Origin of the sequence: Arsukibacterium perlucidum DSM 18276 (genome assembly GCF_000382165.1) — a bacterium.
Classification (GTDB): domain Bacteria; phylum Pseudomonadota; class Gammaproteobacteria; order Enterobacterales; family Alteromonadaceae; genus Alishewanella; species Alishewanella perlucidum.
Genome location: NZ_KB907706.1, coordinates 49764 through 66190, shown reverse-complemented (window position 1 = coordinate 66190; position 16427 = coordinate 49764). Strand labels below are relative to the sequence as shown.

The following is a 16427-nucleotide window of genomic DNA, read 5'->3' as shown; positions in this document are numbered from 1 at the left end:
GCGCAACAATGGCACTACCTTATGCCGCATAGCTGATACAGCTTGTCGCGTATTACTATTTACAGCGGCTCAATAGAGGGACTGCCATCAACCAATACCACCTTGGAGGGACCATATTCGCGCCGGCTCTTAACCTGTTCTTTACCAAAATGAATTTCAACCGCCGAAAACAGTTGCTGACGCACGACTATTAGCAGCTCTGCCAGTTTTTCCTGACGCTGAGTCTCAAGAATTTTGATATCACTAATCAGTGATACCGCCAGCTCTTTATGCTCTTCAAATTTTGCCACCAATTCATGGCGACGCATTTCAATCTGAGCATTACCTTCTATTTTCTTCAGTTTTTCCAATTGCTGTCTTATCTCTTCCATTTCGGTTCGTTCGGCAGCAACACTTGAGCGCAAGACCTCTTGCTTTTCAACAATGGGATCCAGCTGTCGGTTCAACTTAACTAACACTGCACTGCTGGAAGGCGCCCCCAGATTACCGCAGAACAGGCCCTGATCCAGATAAAAGTAACCGCCAACTAACTTACCATTTGGGTTATCCTCCGGCCCGGCATACACAATTGCTGCTTCCACTGCACAATGCATAAGTTGCTTGCTGACATAGAGATTACCGCCACAAATGATCCTGCTGTATTGCGCCAGATTACACTGAATATCACCTGCGGCCTTCAGTTCAGTACTATATTCGCTTTGTTGATCGACCTGAGCAAGTTGGTGGCCGATAACCGAGCCATTAATGGTGATATCACCGCCCGCTTCAATTAACGTCCCCTCAACCATGCCTTTAACAAAGACATTGCCACCCGCGACAACTTTCATCCCTTCAGAGACACTTCCAGTCACCACTACTGAACCGTGAAACACAATATGACCAGTTGCCAAATCAACGTTTTTTACTGTAAAGACTTCATCTACAGTCGCGCCTGATTCAATAACACGTGGTAAACCATCCCTTGCAGCTAATAGCAAATCGCCGTCTGCCGGCGCTAACTCAACACCTTCACCCAATTGCCACTCTATATGCAAACCAGGTGTTGCCGGGACCATTTCGCCATTAACCAGCATGCCCGGCACGCCAGAAGTAGGTGGATGGCGCCGCATAATAGCCTCTCCGATTTTAATAGAGGGAATCACCCCAAAATCACGAAGGTCAGCTTTTTCATCTGCTTTAACTATAGGGCGATTTCTGCGACTTTCCATCTCCGCCAATAGTGGTTCAAAGCGGGAATTAACACCAGACGCCATAACACGGCCACGGGCAATCATCAACTTTACTTTACTGCCAGGCTCTGCTTTAGCGGCATAAGAAACCAATTTAATTATTTGCTCTTTGCTAAAACCAAATACAACACCATTGGCCTGTGCACTCTTCACCAGCGCATTGGCTGAAACAGGTTCCCCGCCCCAAGCAGCAGTGATAATAGCAGTTGCTGTCATTTTATCTTCACTGATGTCAAAGGTCAGTTCAGCGTCACGTTTTTCAGCAATCCGATAACTCAATTCCTTACTGTTTTCAGCCAGCAGGTTATCTTTAATTTTTTGTTGGATTTGCTGATACTCAACCAGCAGATTAGTCAGCTGGTCCTGCAAAACCAGGCAGCGCTCGAAACCGTTATTATTTAGTTGCTGCTGAATTTCGGCTGCACTGATGGCATTTAACGAGACCGGCACCGTTATTTTTATAGTATTATTGTGCTCAGAAAATTGCATGTAAGTTGTCTGCTTAAACTACGACAAAAGTATTATGCTTAATGAAACAAATATCAGCCAGAAAGGCAAGCCCTTACTGCATTTCAGGGCCTTAGAAGCTTAAAAAACTAAATATAATTATCCTGGTGGATCTTAATAAACAAATCTGTACCTTTCTTACTGTAATCAACTTTATACTCTTTGTTGTTCAGTGCCTGCACAAATAGCAAGGTTTTGGTTTCACCAAACACATCGGTACTGGAAATGTCGACAATTTCCATATAGCGTTCCTTTGCCTCTACTTTATTAGTTGGCACTGCCTCCCCAAACATTTTCACGCCATGACGGGTTACAACTAATGGTGGATCGCTGTCATCATTAATCAATATCAAATCAAGTTTTTTATTTTTATGGATCAGGGTATTACGCCCGCTAACCAGAAATGCTTTATCGTAGCTGTTCATGCACCATCCTACCAGAAAAAAAGGTTTTACTTATTATGATACACAGTCAGCTGTGTGTCTAGGTAGCTGTATTTTGTATTATTTGTAAGCGGGCCCTGTTGATTTCCTGGCAAAGCGCCGTTGTCTGGTCAGCGGTAAGCGAGCTTGGCACAAATAAATCAAAGTCACTGGCTACTGCCAACCGCTGCATTCTCTGCCCGAACACGGCCTTAATGCCAGTGTAATTATGCTTTGCAGTAGCAAACTTGTCTTTTTCAGCAAGTAATTCGCTGGCACATTGCCCCGTCGCACACCCCTGCTTCACAGCTGAGATAAACAATGGTCGCTGCTCGGTCATCAGCCTCACGGCAAGGCGCAGCCGCAGCGGTTGCAATACAGCGTCATAATCTGTCACTTTAAAACCAATAAACGACAAGTCCTGCTGTTCCAGCTGCGGCACAGCGCAATATATAAAGCTGTTCCAGGGTAATAACCAGCTACCATAGCGATGATAGTAATGCACGCCCTGCTCATCGCATTTCAGAAAATGTCTTGGCTCAGCCAGCTTGGCAATTCCCAGAAACACCGCCATTGTTGCCGCAATGTAGGCAAGTGCCAGCAACAAATTAAACTGACTGGCAAACAGCGCGGTAAAAACGAACAAGCTCAGCAACGCTCCCAGGCCACAAAGCAGTAATCTGGCACCGCCCTGATGGCTGGTCTGACTAACTAAAATCGGTTCCATGTGCTCCCCTTTGGCTTCTCTGATACTTGTTTTCCCACAAACAGATTATCATTACAGCAGCTACTGTTATGCTGGATCATGCTAAATTACGCCGGAATACGACCAACGCCGCCGTGATTGCGATAACGGATAATCTGTTTCACCATTTAAAACATACAATACACTCAAAGTATTTTCATGCGGTAAACGGAGTCATTGTGACAAACACTCATTCTCGCCTTATCTGGGTAATCTTAACAGCGTTAGCTGTGTTTCTGGGCTATCTGTATTGGCAACAACAACAGCCAACATCAGGCAGAGGCGCCGGTGCACCAGTCGCAGTTAGTACTGCCATGGTATCCGTTAAACCAATGATCCGGCAAATTACCTCACTGGGCAATGGCATTGCCAATAACTCGGTGCAAATTGTCACGCCTGCCAGCGATTTCTTAATTGAGCTGAATATTCAGGAAGGTAAGCAGGTAACTGCCGGTGATGTTATCGCCCGGCTTAATAACGTGCAGCAGCTTGCCAGAGTCGCTGAGTTATCAGCAGTACTGACCGATCAACGCCGCCAGCTTGACCGCTTGCAAAACCTGGCGACCACCCAGGCTACAGCGCAATCATTGCTGGACGAGCAGCAAACCCGGGTAAATACCACCCTGGCACAACTGGACATTGCCAAAGCCCAATTAAATGAGCTGACCATTCGCGCCCCTTTCGATGGCTACCTTGGCTTGCGCCGGGTAAGCCAGGGTGCCTATGTTAACGCGGGGACAGTGCTTACCACCCTGGACGATTTAAATACGCTGAAAGTAGAGTTTAGCGTCGCTGAGCATTATCTGGCTGAAATTAAACGGGGTATGCCGGTTAATGTCACTAACGTGGCGTATGGCAATATTGATTTTACAGGCGAAGTGAGTGCAATCGATACCCGGCTGGATCCGGTAACCCGCTCAGTCAGGGTTCATGCCACGCTGGACAATAGCGATTTACGCTTGCGGCCAGGCATGTTACTAAACGTGAAAGTTGAGTTAGCCAACGTGTCGGCATTACAGATTTCAGAGCGGGCCTTGATCCCGCAACAAAATAAACAATTTGTGTTCGTGGTTAACAGCGACAATACCGTCAGCCAGCGCGAGATAGAAGTTGGCCAGCGTATTCCGGGCTGGGTAGAGGTTGTCTCGGGACTGGAAGAAGGCGAAGAAATTGTGGTCGAAGGTATTCAGAAAATCCGGCCAGGTGCAGTAATTAATAAAGTCGGAGCGCGATAATGCTGTTATCAGATTTATCGGTTAAACGGCCGGTATTTGCAACGGTCGTTAATTTACTGCTGGTTGTGTTCGGTATCGTTTGTTTTACCATGCTGCCACTTCGTGAATTTCCAGACATTGACTCGCCAATTGTCAGCATTGACACCAATTACCCCGGCGCTTCTGCGGAAATTGTAGAAACTAAAATAACCCAACTGCTGGAAGACAGGATCAGTGGGGTTGAAGGCATTAAAAGCATTAACTCTAACAGCCGTAACGGCCGTTCCAGTATTACCATTGAGTTTAATGTTGAGCGCGATATCGATTCAGCAGCCAACGATGTGCGGGACCGGGTTTCACGGGCGTTAAATAATCTGCCGGATCAGGCCGACCCACCAGAAGTGTCTAAAGCAAACGCTGATGAAGACACCATTGCCTGGTTTGTGCTGAACAGTGAAAACATGACCTCCCTGGAGCTGACAGACTATGCCAACCGCTATATTGTCGAACGCTTTTCAGTAGTTGATGGTGTCGCCCGGATCCAGTTGGGTGGCTCGCGGGATTATGCCATGCGGGTCTGGCTGGACCGCGATGCCATGGCGGCCCGCGGTGTCACTGTGCAGGACATAGAAAGTGTCTTGCGCAGCGAAAACGTTGAGCTGCCAGCCGGTAATATCAAATCTTTCGACCGTGATTTTACCGTGCGGGTTATCCGGACATATAAAACTGAACAGGATTTCCGGCGCCTGGTGATCAAGCGCGGTGACAACAACTATCTGGTGCGGCTTGGTGAAATTGCTGACGTCATGCTGACCTCAGAAAATGAGGAAAGTGAGTTTCGTGGCGATGGCAAAAACCTGCTGGGGATAGGGATCATTAAGCAGTCGAAGGCTAATACCCTGGAAGTAGTTAAAAGCGCCAGGGTTGAAATGGAGCGGATCAAAGCGCAGTTGCCGCAGGGAACCACCATTGAGCCCGGCTACGACTCATCGTTATTTATCGCTGAATCTATTAGAGAGGTCTACAACACGCTTGGCATTGCCATGGGCATGGTGGTGTTGGTTATCTTTTTGTTTCTTGGCAATATCAGAGCGACCTTTATCCCGGCAATTACTGTCCCTGTTGCTCTGGTTGCGGCGGTTACGGTGCTGTTCGCTCTGGATTTCTCCATCAACTTATTGACTCTGCTGGCGATGGTACTGGCGATTGGTCTGGTGGTTGATGATTCTATCGTGGTGCTTGAAAATATTTACCGGCGGATTGAGACCGGTGAAGCGCCACTATTGGCCGCTTACCGTGGTGCCCGCGAAGTAGGTTTTGCCGTTATTGCCACAACACTAGTACTGATTTCAGTGTTTGTACCACTGGTGTTTATGCAGGGCCAGCTGGGAAAACTGTTTACTGAATTTGCGCTGGCTATCGCCGCAGCCGTGGCCTTCTCCAGCGTCACCGCTCTTACCCTGTCACCGATGCTTTGCAGTAAGTTGCTACAGCATCGCAAACGTGAATCCAAAATGGGTCAGGCTCTGCATCGTGGTTTTGCCAAACTGGAAAATGGTTATCGCAAGCAACTGGATGTGGTTACCCAAACCCGCTGGCCGGTATTAGTGGTAGTAGTGTTATGTTTTGCAGCCAGCTATCAGCTGGTGAAAATGCTGCCCTCTGAACTGGCGCCAACGGAAGACCGCGGCACCTTCTTTATTTCAATGTCGCCTGCTGAAGGCGCAAGTTATCAGAGTAACAGCCGTAATATGCGGTTGATTGAAGATATCCTGATGCCCTACTACGAAAACGGCGAATTTAACCGGCTACTGCTGCGGGTTCCCGGCTGGGGCGGCAGTGGCGGTATTGCCATTGTAGGCGCTGAAAACTGGAATAATGGTAAAAGACGCACCGCCGAACTGATGCCAGAGGTTGCCGCTAAGATTAACGCCCTGCCTGATGTGCGGGCATTTACCTTTATGCGCAGTGGTCTGGGCGGTGGCGGCGGTAGCAGCCGGCCGGTACAGTTTGTATTACAGGGCAACACTTATGAAGAGCTGGCCCGTTGGCGCGATACCGTAATTAGCAAAGCCAGTGAAAACCGTAATCTGCTGATGCTGGACCACGACTACAAGGAGACGGTACCGCAGGTACTGGTGGAAATTAACACCGAGCGCGCCGGTGATCTGGGGATTTCAGTTGGCGCAATTGGCCGGGCACTGGAAGCCATGCTGGGTGGTCGCCGGGTAACCACTTTCTTAGACCGCGGCCGTGAATATGACGTCATTCTGGAAGGCTGGGACGACGATTTCCAGGCACCAGGATCGATAAAAGATGTGTTTATCCGCTCCGACAGTACCGGCCAGTTAATTCCATTGGATAACCTGGTTACGCTGCGGGAAGAGGCCACCTCTGCCGCACTGAACCGCTATAACCGGATGCGATCTATTACTATTTCAGCCAGCCTGGCACCGGGCTACAGCCTGGGCGAGGCCCTGGAGTATCTGGAAACGATAGTACAAACTGAAATTCAGGACACTGTGGGCATAGATTACAAAGGCGAGTCGCAACTGTTTCAGGAAAGTGGCGAGTCAACCTTATTGGTCTTTTTACTGGCGCTGGTTATTACCTATCTGGTATTAGCAGCCCAGTTTGAAAGTTTTATTCACCCATTGGTGATTATGATCACCGTGCCGCTGGGGCTGGTGGGCGCGCTCTCTGGTCTGTACTTTTTTGATATGTCGTTAAATATCTACAGCCAGATTGGGTTGGTAATGCTGATAGGGCTGGTCGCGAAGAACGGTATTCTGATAGTCGAGTTCGCCAACCAGTTGCGTGATGCCGGCGTGGCGTTTGAAGACTCAGTGCGCCGCGCTGCCATCCAACGGCTACGCCCCATTACTATGACGTGTTTTACCACCATTATGAGCAGCTTGCCGCTGATCATGGCTTCCGGTCCTGGCTCTGAAAGCCGGATGGTAATAGGTATGGTCATCTTCTGCGGGGTAGCCTTGGCAACCTTATTGACTCTGTATGTCGTGCCGGTAACGTATATTGCAATAGCAAGAAATACAGGCTCACCCAGAGCACTCAGCCGGGAGCTGGAACGCCTGGAGCAGCAAGCCCCGGACGAGCATGCTGCTGATGAAGTAATACCTAAGTAGCTAGCCAGTTCAAATAAGATCGTTAACCCTAAAAGGGTAACACGGTGCCATCCCAGTTCAGTAGCTTGCCGCTGAGCTCGGGATTTAACCCCGACGCCACTGCTGCCAGCCGTTCAGCGGTAGCAGTGGCAGTTTGTAGTTGACCGGAAGGAAGATTTGTCTGAAAAGGCGCAGAGAGTGCTGTATCTGTAGTGCCGGGGTGCAGGCTTACCAGCGCTGCTGTTTTATTATACCTGCCAAGCTCTATACTGCTGGTCTTGACCAGCATATTCACTGCCGCTTTACTTAAGCGGTAACTGTACCAGCCACCCAACTGATTGTCGCTGATACTGCCTACTTTGGCACTTAGCACCAGCACTTTAACCTGTGGCTGCTTAGTCAAATAGCCAAACAATGCTTTTAAGTACATTGCTGGCTGCAATACATTGACAGCAAAGCTTTTGTGCATTTGAGCGGCAGTTAGCTGACGCAGGGTTTTCTCAGGGCCATGCTGATTATCATGCAGCCAACCGTGACAAATGAAAATGGTAGTGGGCTTTGCGGTAACGGCCTGTGCCACAATTTTATTAATCGCAGCTTCTGCGGCATCCTCCGCAGCGTCAGCTGCAGCAACGTCAAGCTGCAGCCAGTTTACTTTGGTCTGTAACAATGCGGCCGGGCATGCATTGCGGCTAATAGCCTGCACTGCTTTACCCTGTTGCAGATAATGCTGCACCAGGCCATAACCAATACCGCTACCAGCACCAATAATCAGAATTTGCTCAGACATCAGCTAGCACTCCTTTTGCCGCCGCAACCCCACTTAACCAGGCGTTCTCTACCCTGCCACCTAATAGCCAGTCGCCAGCAATAGCCAGTTTTAAGCCGGCACTGTACTCAACGAGAACCTGCTCTGCAGCGGGATTAATCTGGGCATATAACCAGCGATGGGTCAGGGCATCAGTCACATCAATCCCCTGCCCGAAAATCAGTTCCAGTTCCGCTTTTGCCAACGCAATTAATTGTGCAGGCTCTGCCTGAAGATGCAAGGCGGAACACTGCGGACTAAAATGCACCAACCAGTTGTCAACAGTATTTCCTCTGCCCGGCTTGCTGTTCTGCCGGGCCAGCCAGCTAACATTCCCCTCCTTTACGAAAACTGCATCGGCTGCTGTCTGCAGCGGCTTTGCCAACTCTAAACTTACCGCCCAGCATGGCAACAAGGCCTGCGGTTGTATTTGTGCTGATAATTGTTGCAGTTCGCTATATCCGGGCTCATCAGGCTGACAGGCAGTTACCAGCAAGGTTTGTAACTGGACTGGCGGCATCGCTAATATCAGTGCCTGATAGGGGCCAAAGCGGTTGTTGTGCTGGTCGAACAGGTACCAGCCATTTTTCTGGCCGTTGCTACTGTTTGTAACAAAGCGTAAGCGGCTAACCCGGCAATCAAAGTGATTTGTCAGCGTTGCCAGCAATGCCTTTACCGGCGTTTGCATGGATGGAGCACCGATAAAGCGGGCGGTTTTATCAACCGACGCGGTCATTTGTCCATGTTCAAAGCGATAACAGACTGCCGGCCAGTAGCAGACAGCGCCCGACTCCAGCCATTGACTTACCTGCTGGCTAAAAGACTCATTGCGTGCCGTAAAGTATTGGGCACCCAAATCAAGATAGCCGTCGGCAATGCGCTTAGAGCTCATTCTGCCGCCCGCAGCCCGGCCTTTATCAAACACTTCCACTTGTAAACCGGCCTTGCTGAGGGTATTAGCCGCTGCAGCACCTGCCATGCCGGCACCGATTACTGCCACTGTCATAAATACTTCCTTGATTAGTAAACCTCGTTGGCATTTGATACGTTATGCTATAAGTTACCGATCTGTAAATTGACCATCAAAATTGCTATCAGGCTCTTTATATAAATCGTTATCAAACTCTTTACAAAACTCTTTACAAAACAATAGCGGAGTAAAAATGAGCAGCGAAATTGCCACTTTTGGCGCAGGATGCTTCTGGTGTCTGGAATCGGCGCTGAACCAGCTTCAAGGTGTGGAACGGGCAGTAAGCGGCTATATGGGCGGGCATACTGACAATCCCGATTACCGCAGTATCTGCACCGGCACCACTGGCCATGCCGAAGTAGTTCAGGTGCATTTCAATCCTGATCAAATTAGTTTTGAGCAGCTGTGCCAGGTGTTTTTTGCCCTGCACGACCCTACCCAGCTTAACCGCCAGGGTAACGATGTTGGTACTCAGTATCGCTCTGTGTTGTTTTTCCATAGTGAACAACAGGCAGCAACTGCCCGTGACATCATCAAACAGCTAACCACAGAGCAACTGTTTGACCAGCCGATTGTGACAGAACTTAGCCCAGTGACAACCTTTTATCAGGCAGAGGACTATCATCAGGGCTACTTTTTGCAAAATCCACAGCAGGGTTACTGCCAGTTTATTATCGCGCCGAAGATGGCTAAGTTCCGGCAACTTTTTAGCAGCCTGATGAAATAAAAAAAACCGCCAGCTTGCGGCTTAAAGCTGGCGATTTTATTCAGGTTTTTAATTAGAAAGTATAATCAGCCTTTCAATACGGTGGCAACTGACTTGGCAAAGTAGTCAATATTGCTGTGGTTTAAGCCGGCAATACTCACCCGGCTGGAACCGACCATATAAATACTGAATTCGGCTTTTAAGCGGTCGATTTGTGCTTTAGTAATACCCAGGAAGCTGAACATACCATGTTGACGGGTGATAAAGCTGAAGTCATCTGTGACACCTTCAGCAGCCAGTTTATCAATGATTAACTGGCGGTAATCGTTAATCCGGTTACGCATCTCGGCCAGTTCCTGATGCCATAATGCAGTCAGCTCCTGACTATCCAGAATATGGCTGACAATTATAGCGCCGTGCGCCGGAGGCATTGAATAAATACTCCGCACCACACTTAACAGATTAACCCGGGCAATATCAGCAACTTTGCTGTCTTCTGCCACTATACTGACCGCGCCAATCCGCTCACGATACAAACCAAAGTTCTTGGAGCAGGAGCTGCACAACAGCAGCTCTGGTACGTTATCAGCCAGATAACGCAGGCCGGCCGCATCTTCATCCAAACCGCTACCGAAACCCTGATAGGCCATATCAACCAATGGTGTAAAGCCACGCTCTTTAGCAATGGCGGTAAAGCGTTGCCATTGCTCAAAATTTAAATCCATCCCGCTGGGGTTATGGCAGCAAGCATGCACCAGCACTACATCACCAGCGGGGATCTTATTCAGATCAGCAAACATCTGCTCGGTTTGCAGGCCTTTAGTGCTGTAGTCGTAATAGGCGTACTCTTTAACCTTTAAACCTGCTGCCTGAAACAATGAAATATGATTGGCCCAGGTAGGAGTGGTAACCCAAATGGTGGCGTCAGGGTTAGCTCTTTTAATAAATTCAGCCGCAACCCGCAGGGCGCCAGTGCCACCAGGGGTGTGGGCCGTAGTAACCCGGTTTGCCAGCAATACCTGATGCGCCGGGCCAAATGCCAGCTTTTCAATATGGCTGTTAAATGTCAGATCGCCAGCCATACCGATATAAGTTTTACTGTCTTCCTGTTTTAAACGCAGTGCTTCGGCTTCTTTTACACATTTAAGTACCGCGGTATGGCCCTGCTCGTCTTTATACACTCCTACCCCTAAATCAACCTTGTTCGGGTTAGGATCTGCTTTGTATTCGGCCATCAGGCCCAGAATAGGATCAGTGGCAACCGTCTTTAACTGAGAAAACATAAGGTTCTACCTGGTTAAAATGTTCAATAAAAGTAAGCAATTCGCTTACTTGCTAGGGTAACTTATTATGGTAACTTACTTATGGTAACTTACTTGTGGTAAATAGTCCGGCACTGCCAAACATACCGCTACCAGTAACGCCATGGCCGCAGGAGTAAAAATGGCTTGCTGAAAATGCTCGGCATCGACAATACCGGCTATTTTGCCTGATTGCTCAAACAGAGGCAAACAGGCTTCGGCCTGAACTTTGGGATCACAGGTGTAATACTCACCGCCCGCCGCCAGATAATCGGCCACACTGTTGATCACTCTGGCCTTGCCGGACAAACCGACAGTACTGTTATTGCTGATTTTGGCAAACTCGCTGTTAAGTGGAAACTCAGCCCGCGACGCTGCGCCGTAATAAGCCAGCTTTACCAGTACCGGCTCACCATCAGGGTTGCTTCGTGCCTGATAAATGCCAAACCAGTCCTGACCACTGTGTTGTTGGTAATAGCTGGCAATAGCACTGAGCTTGCTCAGGGCAAGCTGGTTGGCCGGGGTCTGGCCACCTAAAATCGGTAATAATGAATAGGGCTCCGCGGCAAGCTGACCAAACAAACTACAGGTTCCGCCCTCGCCAAGCTCTGGCACCGGGAATTGCCACTGCACCTTGCACGTTGCTGTTTGCAGATAATCGTTCAGGGCCAGCCTGTGACGTTCTATATCAATACTGACATCACCATACTGGTCGAGTAAGCCACTGCGTTGTAAATAATCAAATGCTTGCATAACACCCCGAATTTAGCCATCCAGATTTCTAAAAATACGCGCCATTTTAGCAGAAGCGTTTAAAAAGCCAAGCCGGGTAGAGAAAAACTTGCTGGCATTCGTTTCGCTCGGTAAGCTGGCGCTAACATCCAGCTAACCACCCGCTCTTTTTGGATAGATTGTTGATTTTCCCAACAGTAATGGTAAGAATTATGGCACAGAAAATCTCCCTCACCGACTGGCAACAACAGCTTGGACGCAGTGATAACAGCCCGGGAAATGATAGCCAGGACAACCTGGTTTACAGCACGGAGCAAGGTAAAGTAGCAAAAGCCAAACCCGCTGAAACTGGCGGTACAGCTTATCCTGATGGTGCGGTGCGGCTGCGCCGTGAAAAAAAAGGCCGTGGTGGCAAAACAGTGCTTACCATCACTGGTATTGCAAAACCCGCAACCGAACTTACCGAATTGTGCGCTGTGTTAAAGAAAAAATGCGCCTGTGGTGGCGCGGTTAAGGATGGTGTGATTGAGATCCAGGCCGACAAACGGCAATTAATCGAACAACATCTAAACCAGTTAGGCTATAACGTAAAATGGGCTGGCGGTTAAGTCAGCGAGTGCTGTAGTCAGCAAAAGCTATAGGAATTATTATGCAACAATTGTCACCTTCAGATCTGCATATCCTGCTGGTTGAGCCTTCAGATACCCAGCGCAAAATAATCAGCCGTCACCTGAAGCAGGAACAGGTACAGCACATCAGTGAGGCAAACTCGGTCAGCAGTGCCTTTTTACGACTCAGCGAACATCAACCCGATTTAATTGCCTGTGCCCTGCATTTTGCCGATGGTACCGCGCTGGATCTGCTGCATAAAATTAAGCAAAACCCAAAACTGGCTGAAATACCGTTTATGTTGGTTTCCAGTGAGACCCGCAAAGCCACTCTGGAAGAATTTAAGCAATCCGGCGTGATAGCTATTTTACCCAAGCCTTTTACTACCGCCCATTTGGGGAAAGCACTGAACGCCGCCATCGATTTATTAAGCCCCAGCGAACTGGAGCTCTCGTTATTTGATGTACATGATATCCGGGTACTGGTGGTCGATGACAGCAGGTTGGCGCGTAATCATATTAAACGGGTATTAAGCAATTTAGGTATTCAACACCTGACCGAAGCTGAAGACGGCCAGCAAGCGATTGAGATTTTAAAACAGCAGATGTTTGACCTGGTAGTAACCGACTACAACATGCCGGAAGTAAATGGCCGTGAGCTTACCCAGTATATTCGTGAAAACAGCCAGCAATCGCATATCCCGGTATTAATGGTAACCAGCGAAGCCAACGATACCCATTTAAGTAATATTGCCCAGTCCGGCGTTAATGCCATGTGTGACAAACCTTTTGAACCCGAACTGGTGAAAGCACTGCTGTTTAAATTACTGGAGCAGTAGCACAGTCGGGTAGCCAGTGCTCTGGCTACCCGACCAAAAAAACTACTCGCGATTATAATCTTTAGCGAATACTTTGTTAAAAAAGCTGTCGGCCTTCCATAACGGCCGCTGTGCTGTATTAGCTACATCCAGGGCAATATTAAAATTAATATCAGCAAATACCGCACCGGCATCATAGCGGATAGGACCATACTCTTCGGTTAAGCGGGCAATATCATCTGAGGGTTTGTGATAATGCTTAGCAAAAAAGCTGCCCCAGATTTTCGCACCGTCCTGCTCTGGATCTTTTGAGGTAAAACCGGTCATTAAAAACACTGCCGGCACCCCTTGCTTTACCAGGGTAAAATGATCTGAGCGGGTAAATATTGCCTGTTCCGGCATTGGGTCAGCACTTAATGCGATACCTTCTTTGCCGGCTGCCGTTTCTACAACTTCGCCCAGGGTGGAATGGTTGGCACCAAAGGCAATCAGATCAGCAAAAGGATATAACAATACCGGCATATCCAGATTAACATTTGCTACCAGGCTCTGCAGCGGCCGGGTTGGGTTATGAGCAAAATAATCCGCGCCCAATAAGCCTTTTTCCTCTGCGGTAACCACCACAAATAAGATTGAGCGCCTTGGCTTTACCGCCAGCTCGCTGAACATCCGCGCAGTTTCCAACAAAATAGCCATACCGGCAGCATTATCCATGGCGCCATTATTAATTTTGTCTTCAGAGCGCAGATCGTTACTAAAACCAATATGGTCAGAATGAGCCGTTATCACCACATATTCGTCGCGTAGCACAGGGTCGCTCCCCTCAAGCACTGCAATAACATTTGGGCTGCTGATTTGCTGATGATTACTGTTGGAGCCTAAACTAACCTCGCTGTTCATTACGAAGCCATGTGGCTGCTGGTTGGCTTCAAGCATCCTGAAAATATCTGCCAGACTCTGTTGCTCCTGCTCAAATAAGCTGGCCGCAGCATCCGGGTGCAGATAGGCACCAGCCTGTAAACGGCTGCTATTGCCAGGTTCGCCCTCAGAGTTAAGCCAGGCCAAGCGTGGTGTATTTAAATACAACAGGCTGTTGGCATAAGGCCGGGTTTTCTCCTGTTGTGGTGTGTGGATAGTAATAACACCGATGGCACCGCGCTCGGCTGCCAGCTGGCCTTTTATGCTGCCCAGATACGCCCGCTCTTCACTGGGTAGCGACGCGGGCAAGCCGGCTAACTGCACGACCACTTTGCCATTAACATCAAGCCCGGCATAATCATCTAAGCCAAATTCCTCTGATACCAGCCCATAACCAACAAACACTAAAGACGCATTAACTGCTAACTCTGGCTGGCCAAGCGAAGCGCCACTGAAAAATTGCTGTGGATAACTAAGCTGCCATTCTTTTTCGCCACGGCGAAAGCTAAGCTTAACGCTTTCCTGCTGCAGCCGGGCTGAGCGCAAAGGTACCTGCTGAAAATAACTGTTGTTATCCCCGGCCGGGGTTAAACCCAGTGCCTGAAACTGGCTGGCAATATAATTGGAGGCGATTTGATGGCCACGGCTACCAGTATCACGCCCCTCCAGCTCATCACTGGCCAGAAACTGCAGATGGGCTTCGATGGCTGCCGGGCGGGCACTTAGCTGCTGCTCAGGCTCATGACTAACAGAACAGCCGCTTAGTATCAGCGCCAAAATGACGCCGCTGGTTAATTTATACAACATGGATTCTCCAAATGAAAAATACCAATGACGACTACCATCTGGTTAGAGCGAGGACCGGATTGCCCTAAGCCGACCGTTGAAGCCCTGGACGGGCGGAAACGAGCCCCCATGGATGGGTTTACGGCGTGTCGGCGTGGGCACTCCGGTTCGACGCATCCTTTAAAGGACAGATATAGTCGAACCCACTGGCACTGTTACTGAGTAATTTTACTCTGAGTTGTTATAACGCTGCTTAAACCGCTCGTGCAGTTGTTTATGGTGGTTATTCAGATCAACTTTACGACCATCAATCCATAAATGTTCAATTTTATGGCCGCGATAATCAAAAATATCACCATCAGACACCACTAAGCTGGCACTTTTACCGACCTCAATGCTGCCCAGCCGGTCTGCTACGCCGGCAATAGCTGCCGCATCCAGTGTTAACGCACGTAAGGCATCTTCACTGCTCAGGCCATAGCGGGTTACGTGGCCGGCAGCAAACACCAGATTACGGGTATCCCAGAAACCATCTAATGACAGGGCTAGCCGTACCCCGGCCTCGCGTAATAAACCCGGCACAGAGAACGCCTGATCATAAGCTTCATCGCCGCGGGTTGGCAGACCAAAAGGTGCGGTGTAAATCACATCAACTTTTGCCTGAGCGAGTTCATCAGCTAAACGCCAGCTGTCGCGGCCGCCGACAATCACCAGCCGCACCTGATACTTTTCTGCCAACAGTATTGCCTGGCGAATTTGCCGCGGGTCATCGGCATGCACAAACAACGGCAATTCACCGCCAAAAAATTCCAGCATGGCATGCCAGCGCGAGTCTTTGCCACGGTTTAAACCTGCTTTTTCGGCCAGATAATAAGCATGCGCCTGCTCAAAATACTGGTGCAATTCATTTAATTGCTTTTGTTGATTTTCCCGTTGCTTTTCAGCACTGTCGCGCACCCACCAGCCATTCTGGACACTCATTCGTGGCCAGTTAACATGTAACCCAACATTGGCTTGCACTGTGGCATCCTGCCAGTTCCAGGCATCCAGCTGCATCAACGCCGAACGCCCGGTTAGCATGGTACCATCCGGGTAAATCAGGCTATGACTAAACCCATTACTACGAATGGTCGGGATCACGACTGAATCTGCGTTATAGGCAACCTGCACTTGCAAATCGGGGTTGGTAGAACTGGTTTCCCGCTCATCCCGGGTGGCGCGTACAGCTTCTACTTCAATTAAGCCCAACTGGTTAATCAGCGCAATTAAACCCGGGTACAAATGCTTGCCGGTTAAATCCAGTTGCTGTGCATCAGCGGGAACCGCTAAATTAGCGCCCATGGCAGCAATTTTGCCGTCTACCACTAATACATCCTGTCTGACCGGGGCTGAGCTTACGCTATGCACCGTGGCATTTTGCAGCAGTAACGGTTGTTGCTGTTTGCTGCCAGGAATCGGGTTTACTGCCACAGCAGCAGCCGATGTCAGTGCTGTTGCCAGCATTAAAGTTTTAGTTAATTTTTTCATTACTATCGCTG

The 16427-nt window shown here is 49.0% G+C and carries 14 protein-coding genes; 5 read left to right on the top strand and 9 right to left on the bottom strand.

Features of this window, described 5'->3' with window-relative positions:
* Positions 1-59: 59 nt before the first annotated feature.
* The 3 genes from H141_RS0106285 to H141_RS0106275 all read right to left on the bottom strand — a co-directional run bounded on the left by H141_RS0106285 (position 60) and on the right by H141_RS0106275 (position 2885).
* Positions 60-1718, bottom strand: a complete 1659-nt coding sequence (locus H141_RS0106285; RefSeq protein ID WP_019675399.1) for a DUF342 domain-containing protein — start codon at positions 1716-1718, stop codon at positions 60-62.
* A gap of 107 nt (positions 1719-1825) precedes the next feature.
* The gene (locus H141_RS0106280; RefSeq protein ID WP_019675398.1) at positions 1826-2161 is read right to left on the bottom strand and encodes a hypothetical protein; all 336 of its coding nucleotides are present in this window, start codon (positions 2159-2161) and stop codon (positions 1826-1828) included.
* 58 nt (positions 2162-2219) lie between these two features.
* Positions 2220-2885: a DUF2982 domain-containing protein gene (locus H141_RS0106275; RefSeq protein ID WP_019675397.1), complete on the bottom strand. Its 666-nt coding sequence runs from the start codon at positions 2883-2885 to the stop codon at positions 2220-2222.
* A gap of 197 nt (positions 2886-3082) precedes the next feature.
* Here H141_RS0106275 and H141_RS0106270 point away from each other — a divergent pair, with 197 nt between their 5' ends.
* Entirely contained in the window at positions 3083-4138 is a 1056-nt protein-coding gene (locus tag H141_RS0106270) for an efflux RND transporter periplasmic adaptor subunit (protein WP_026349275.1), read from the top strand.
* The gene (locus H141_RS0106265; protein ID WP_019675395.1) at positions 4138-7263 is read left to right on the top strand and encodes an efflux RND transporter permease subunit; all 3126 of its coding nucleotides are present in this window, start codon (positions 4138-4140) and stop codon (positions 7261-7263) included. The genes H141_RS0106270 and H141_RS0106265 overlap by 1 nt, the downstream gene beginning before the upstream one ends.
* Positions 7264-7291: 28 nt before the next feature.
* Here H141_RS0106265 and H141_RS0106260 read toward each other — a convergent pair whose 3' ends face one another.
* Both H141_RS0106260 and H141_RS0106255 read right to left on the bottom strand, forming a co-directional pair.
* Positions 7292-8032, bottom strand: coding sequence for an SDR family NAD(P)-dependent oxidoreductase (locus tag H141_RS0106260; RefSeq protein WP_019675394.1), 741 nt, complete (start codon positions 8030-8032; stop codon positions 7292-7294).
* Positions 8025-9056, bottom strand: coding sequence for an NAD(P)/FAD-dependent oxidoreductase (locus H141_RS0106255; RefSeq protein ID WP_019675393.1), 1032 nt, complete (start codon positions 9054-9056; stop codon positions 8025-8027). The genes H141_RS0106260 and H141_RS0106255 overlap by 8 nt, the downstream gene beginning before the upstream one ends.
* Before the next feature lie 157 nt (positions 9057-9213).
* Between H141_RS0106255 and msrA the strand changes: the two genes are divergently transcribed.
* On the top strand, positions 9214-9747 hold the full coding sequence (gene msrA / locus H141_RS0106250) for a peptide-methionine (S)-S-oxide reductase MsrA (protein WP_019675392.1): 534 nt from the start codon (positions 9214-9216) through the stop codon (positions 9745-9747).
* A gap of 65 nt (positions 9748-9812) precedes the next feature.
* Here the strand turns inward: msrA and H141_RS0106245 are convergent, their stop codons facing one another.
* Both H141_RS0106245 and H141_RS0106240 read right to left on the bottom strand, forming a co-directional pair.
* Positions 9813-11009 carry an amino acid aminotransferase gene (locus H141_RS0106245; RefSeq protein ID WP_019675391.1) on the bottom strand — a complete coding sequence of 399 codons (1197 nt, stop codon included), beginning with the start codon at positions 11007-11009 and terminating at the stop codon, positions 9813-9815.
* A 75-nt stretch (positions 11010-11084) separates the two neighbouring features.
* Positions 11085-11780, bottom strand: a complete 696-nt coding sequence (locus H141_RS0106240) for a GAF domain-containing protein (protein WP_019675390.1) — start codon at positions 11778-11780, stop codon at positions 11085-11087.
* 191 nt (positions 11781-11971) lie between these two features.
* On the opposite strand from H141_RS0106240, the gene H141_RS0106235 reads away from it, so the two are divergent.
* Together H141_RS0106235 and H141_RS0106230 are read left to right on the top strand one after the other, a co-directional pair.
* Positions 11972-12367, top strand: a complete 396-nt coding sequence (locus tag H141_RS0106235) for a translation initiation factor (protein WP_019675389.1) — start codon at positions 11972-11974, stop codon at positions 12365-12367.
* A 41-nt stretch (positions 12368-12408) separates the two neighbouring features.
* Positions 12409-13206 (top strand): response regulator, encoded by a 798-nt coding sequence (locus H141_RS0106230; RefSeq protein WP_019675388.1) that lies wholly within the window; start codon positions 12409-12411, stop codon positions 13204-13206.
* A 42-nt stretch (positions 13207-13248) separates the two neighbouring features.
* Here H141_RS0106230 and H141_RS0106225 read toward each other — a convergent pair whose 3' ends face one another.
* Both H141_RS0106225 and H141_RS0106220 read right to left on the bottom strand, forming a co-directional pair.
* Positions 13249-14910 (bottom strand): M28 family metallopeptidase, encoded by a 1662-nt coding sequence (locus tag H141_RS0106225; RefSeq protein WP_019675387.1) that lies wholly within the window; start codon positions 14908-14910, stop codon positions 13249-13251.
* A gap of 207 nt (positions 14911-15117) precedes the next feature.
* Positions 15118-16416 (bottom strand): amidohydrolase family protein, encoded by a 1299-nt coding sequence (locus H141_RS0106220; protein WP_019675386.1) that lies wholly within the window; start codon positions 16414-16416, stop codon positions 15118-15120.
* Between the last annotated feature and the right edge of the window lie 11 nt (positions 16417-16427).

Coding starts and splice junctions, on each gene's coding strand:
- H141_RS0106285 (WP_019675399.1), bottom strand. CDS start 1,718: ATGCAATTTTCTGAGCACAATAATACTATAAAAATAACGGTGCCGGTC.
- H141_RS0106280 (WP_019675398.1), bottom strand. CDS start 2,161: ATGAACAGCTACGATAAAGCATTTCTGGTTAGCGGGCGTAATACCCTG.
- H141_RS0106275 (WP_019675397.1), bottom strand. CDS start 2,885: ATGGAACCGATTTTAGTTAGTCAGACCAGCCATCAGGGCGGTGCCAGA.
- H141_RS0106265 (WP_019675395.1), top strand. CDS start 4,138: ATGCTGTTATCAGATTTATCGGTTAAACGGCCGGTATTTGCAACGGTC.
- H141_RS0106260 (WP_019675394.1), bottom strand. CDS start 8,032: ATGTCTGAGCAAATTCTGATTATTGGTGCTGGTAGCGGTATTGGTTAT.
- H141_RS0106255 (WP_019675393.1), bottom strand. CDS start 9,056: ATGACAGTGGCAGTAATCGGTGCCGGCATGGCAGGTGCTGCAGCGGCT.
- msrA (WP_019675392.1), top strand. CDS start 9,214: ATGAGCAGCGAAATTGCCACTTTTGGCGCAGGATGCTTCTGGTGTCTG.
- H141_RS0106245 (WP_019675391.1), bottom strand. CDS start 11,009: ATGTTTTCTCAGTTAAAGACGGTTGCCACTGATCCTATTCTGGGCCTG.
- H141_RS0106240 (WP_019675390.1), bottom strand. CDS start 11,780: ATGCAAGCATTTGATTATTTACAACGCAGTGGCTTACTCGACCAGTAT.
- H141_RS0106235 (WP_019675389.1), top strand. CDS start 11,972: ATGGCACAGAAAATCTCCCTCACCGACTGGCAACAACAGCTTGGACGC.
- H141_RS0106230 (WP_019675388.1), top strand. CDS start 12,409: ATGCAACAATTGTCACCTTCAGATCTGCATATCCTGCTGGTTGAGCCT.
- H141_RS0106225 (WP_019675387.1), bottom strand. CDS start 14,910: ATGTTGTATAAATTAACCAGCGGCGTCATTTTGGCGCTGATACTAAGC.
- H141_RS0106220 (WP_019675386.1), bottom strand. CDS start 16,416: ATGAAAAAATTAACTAAAACTTTAATGCTGGCAACAGCACTGACATCG.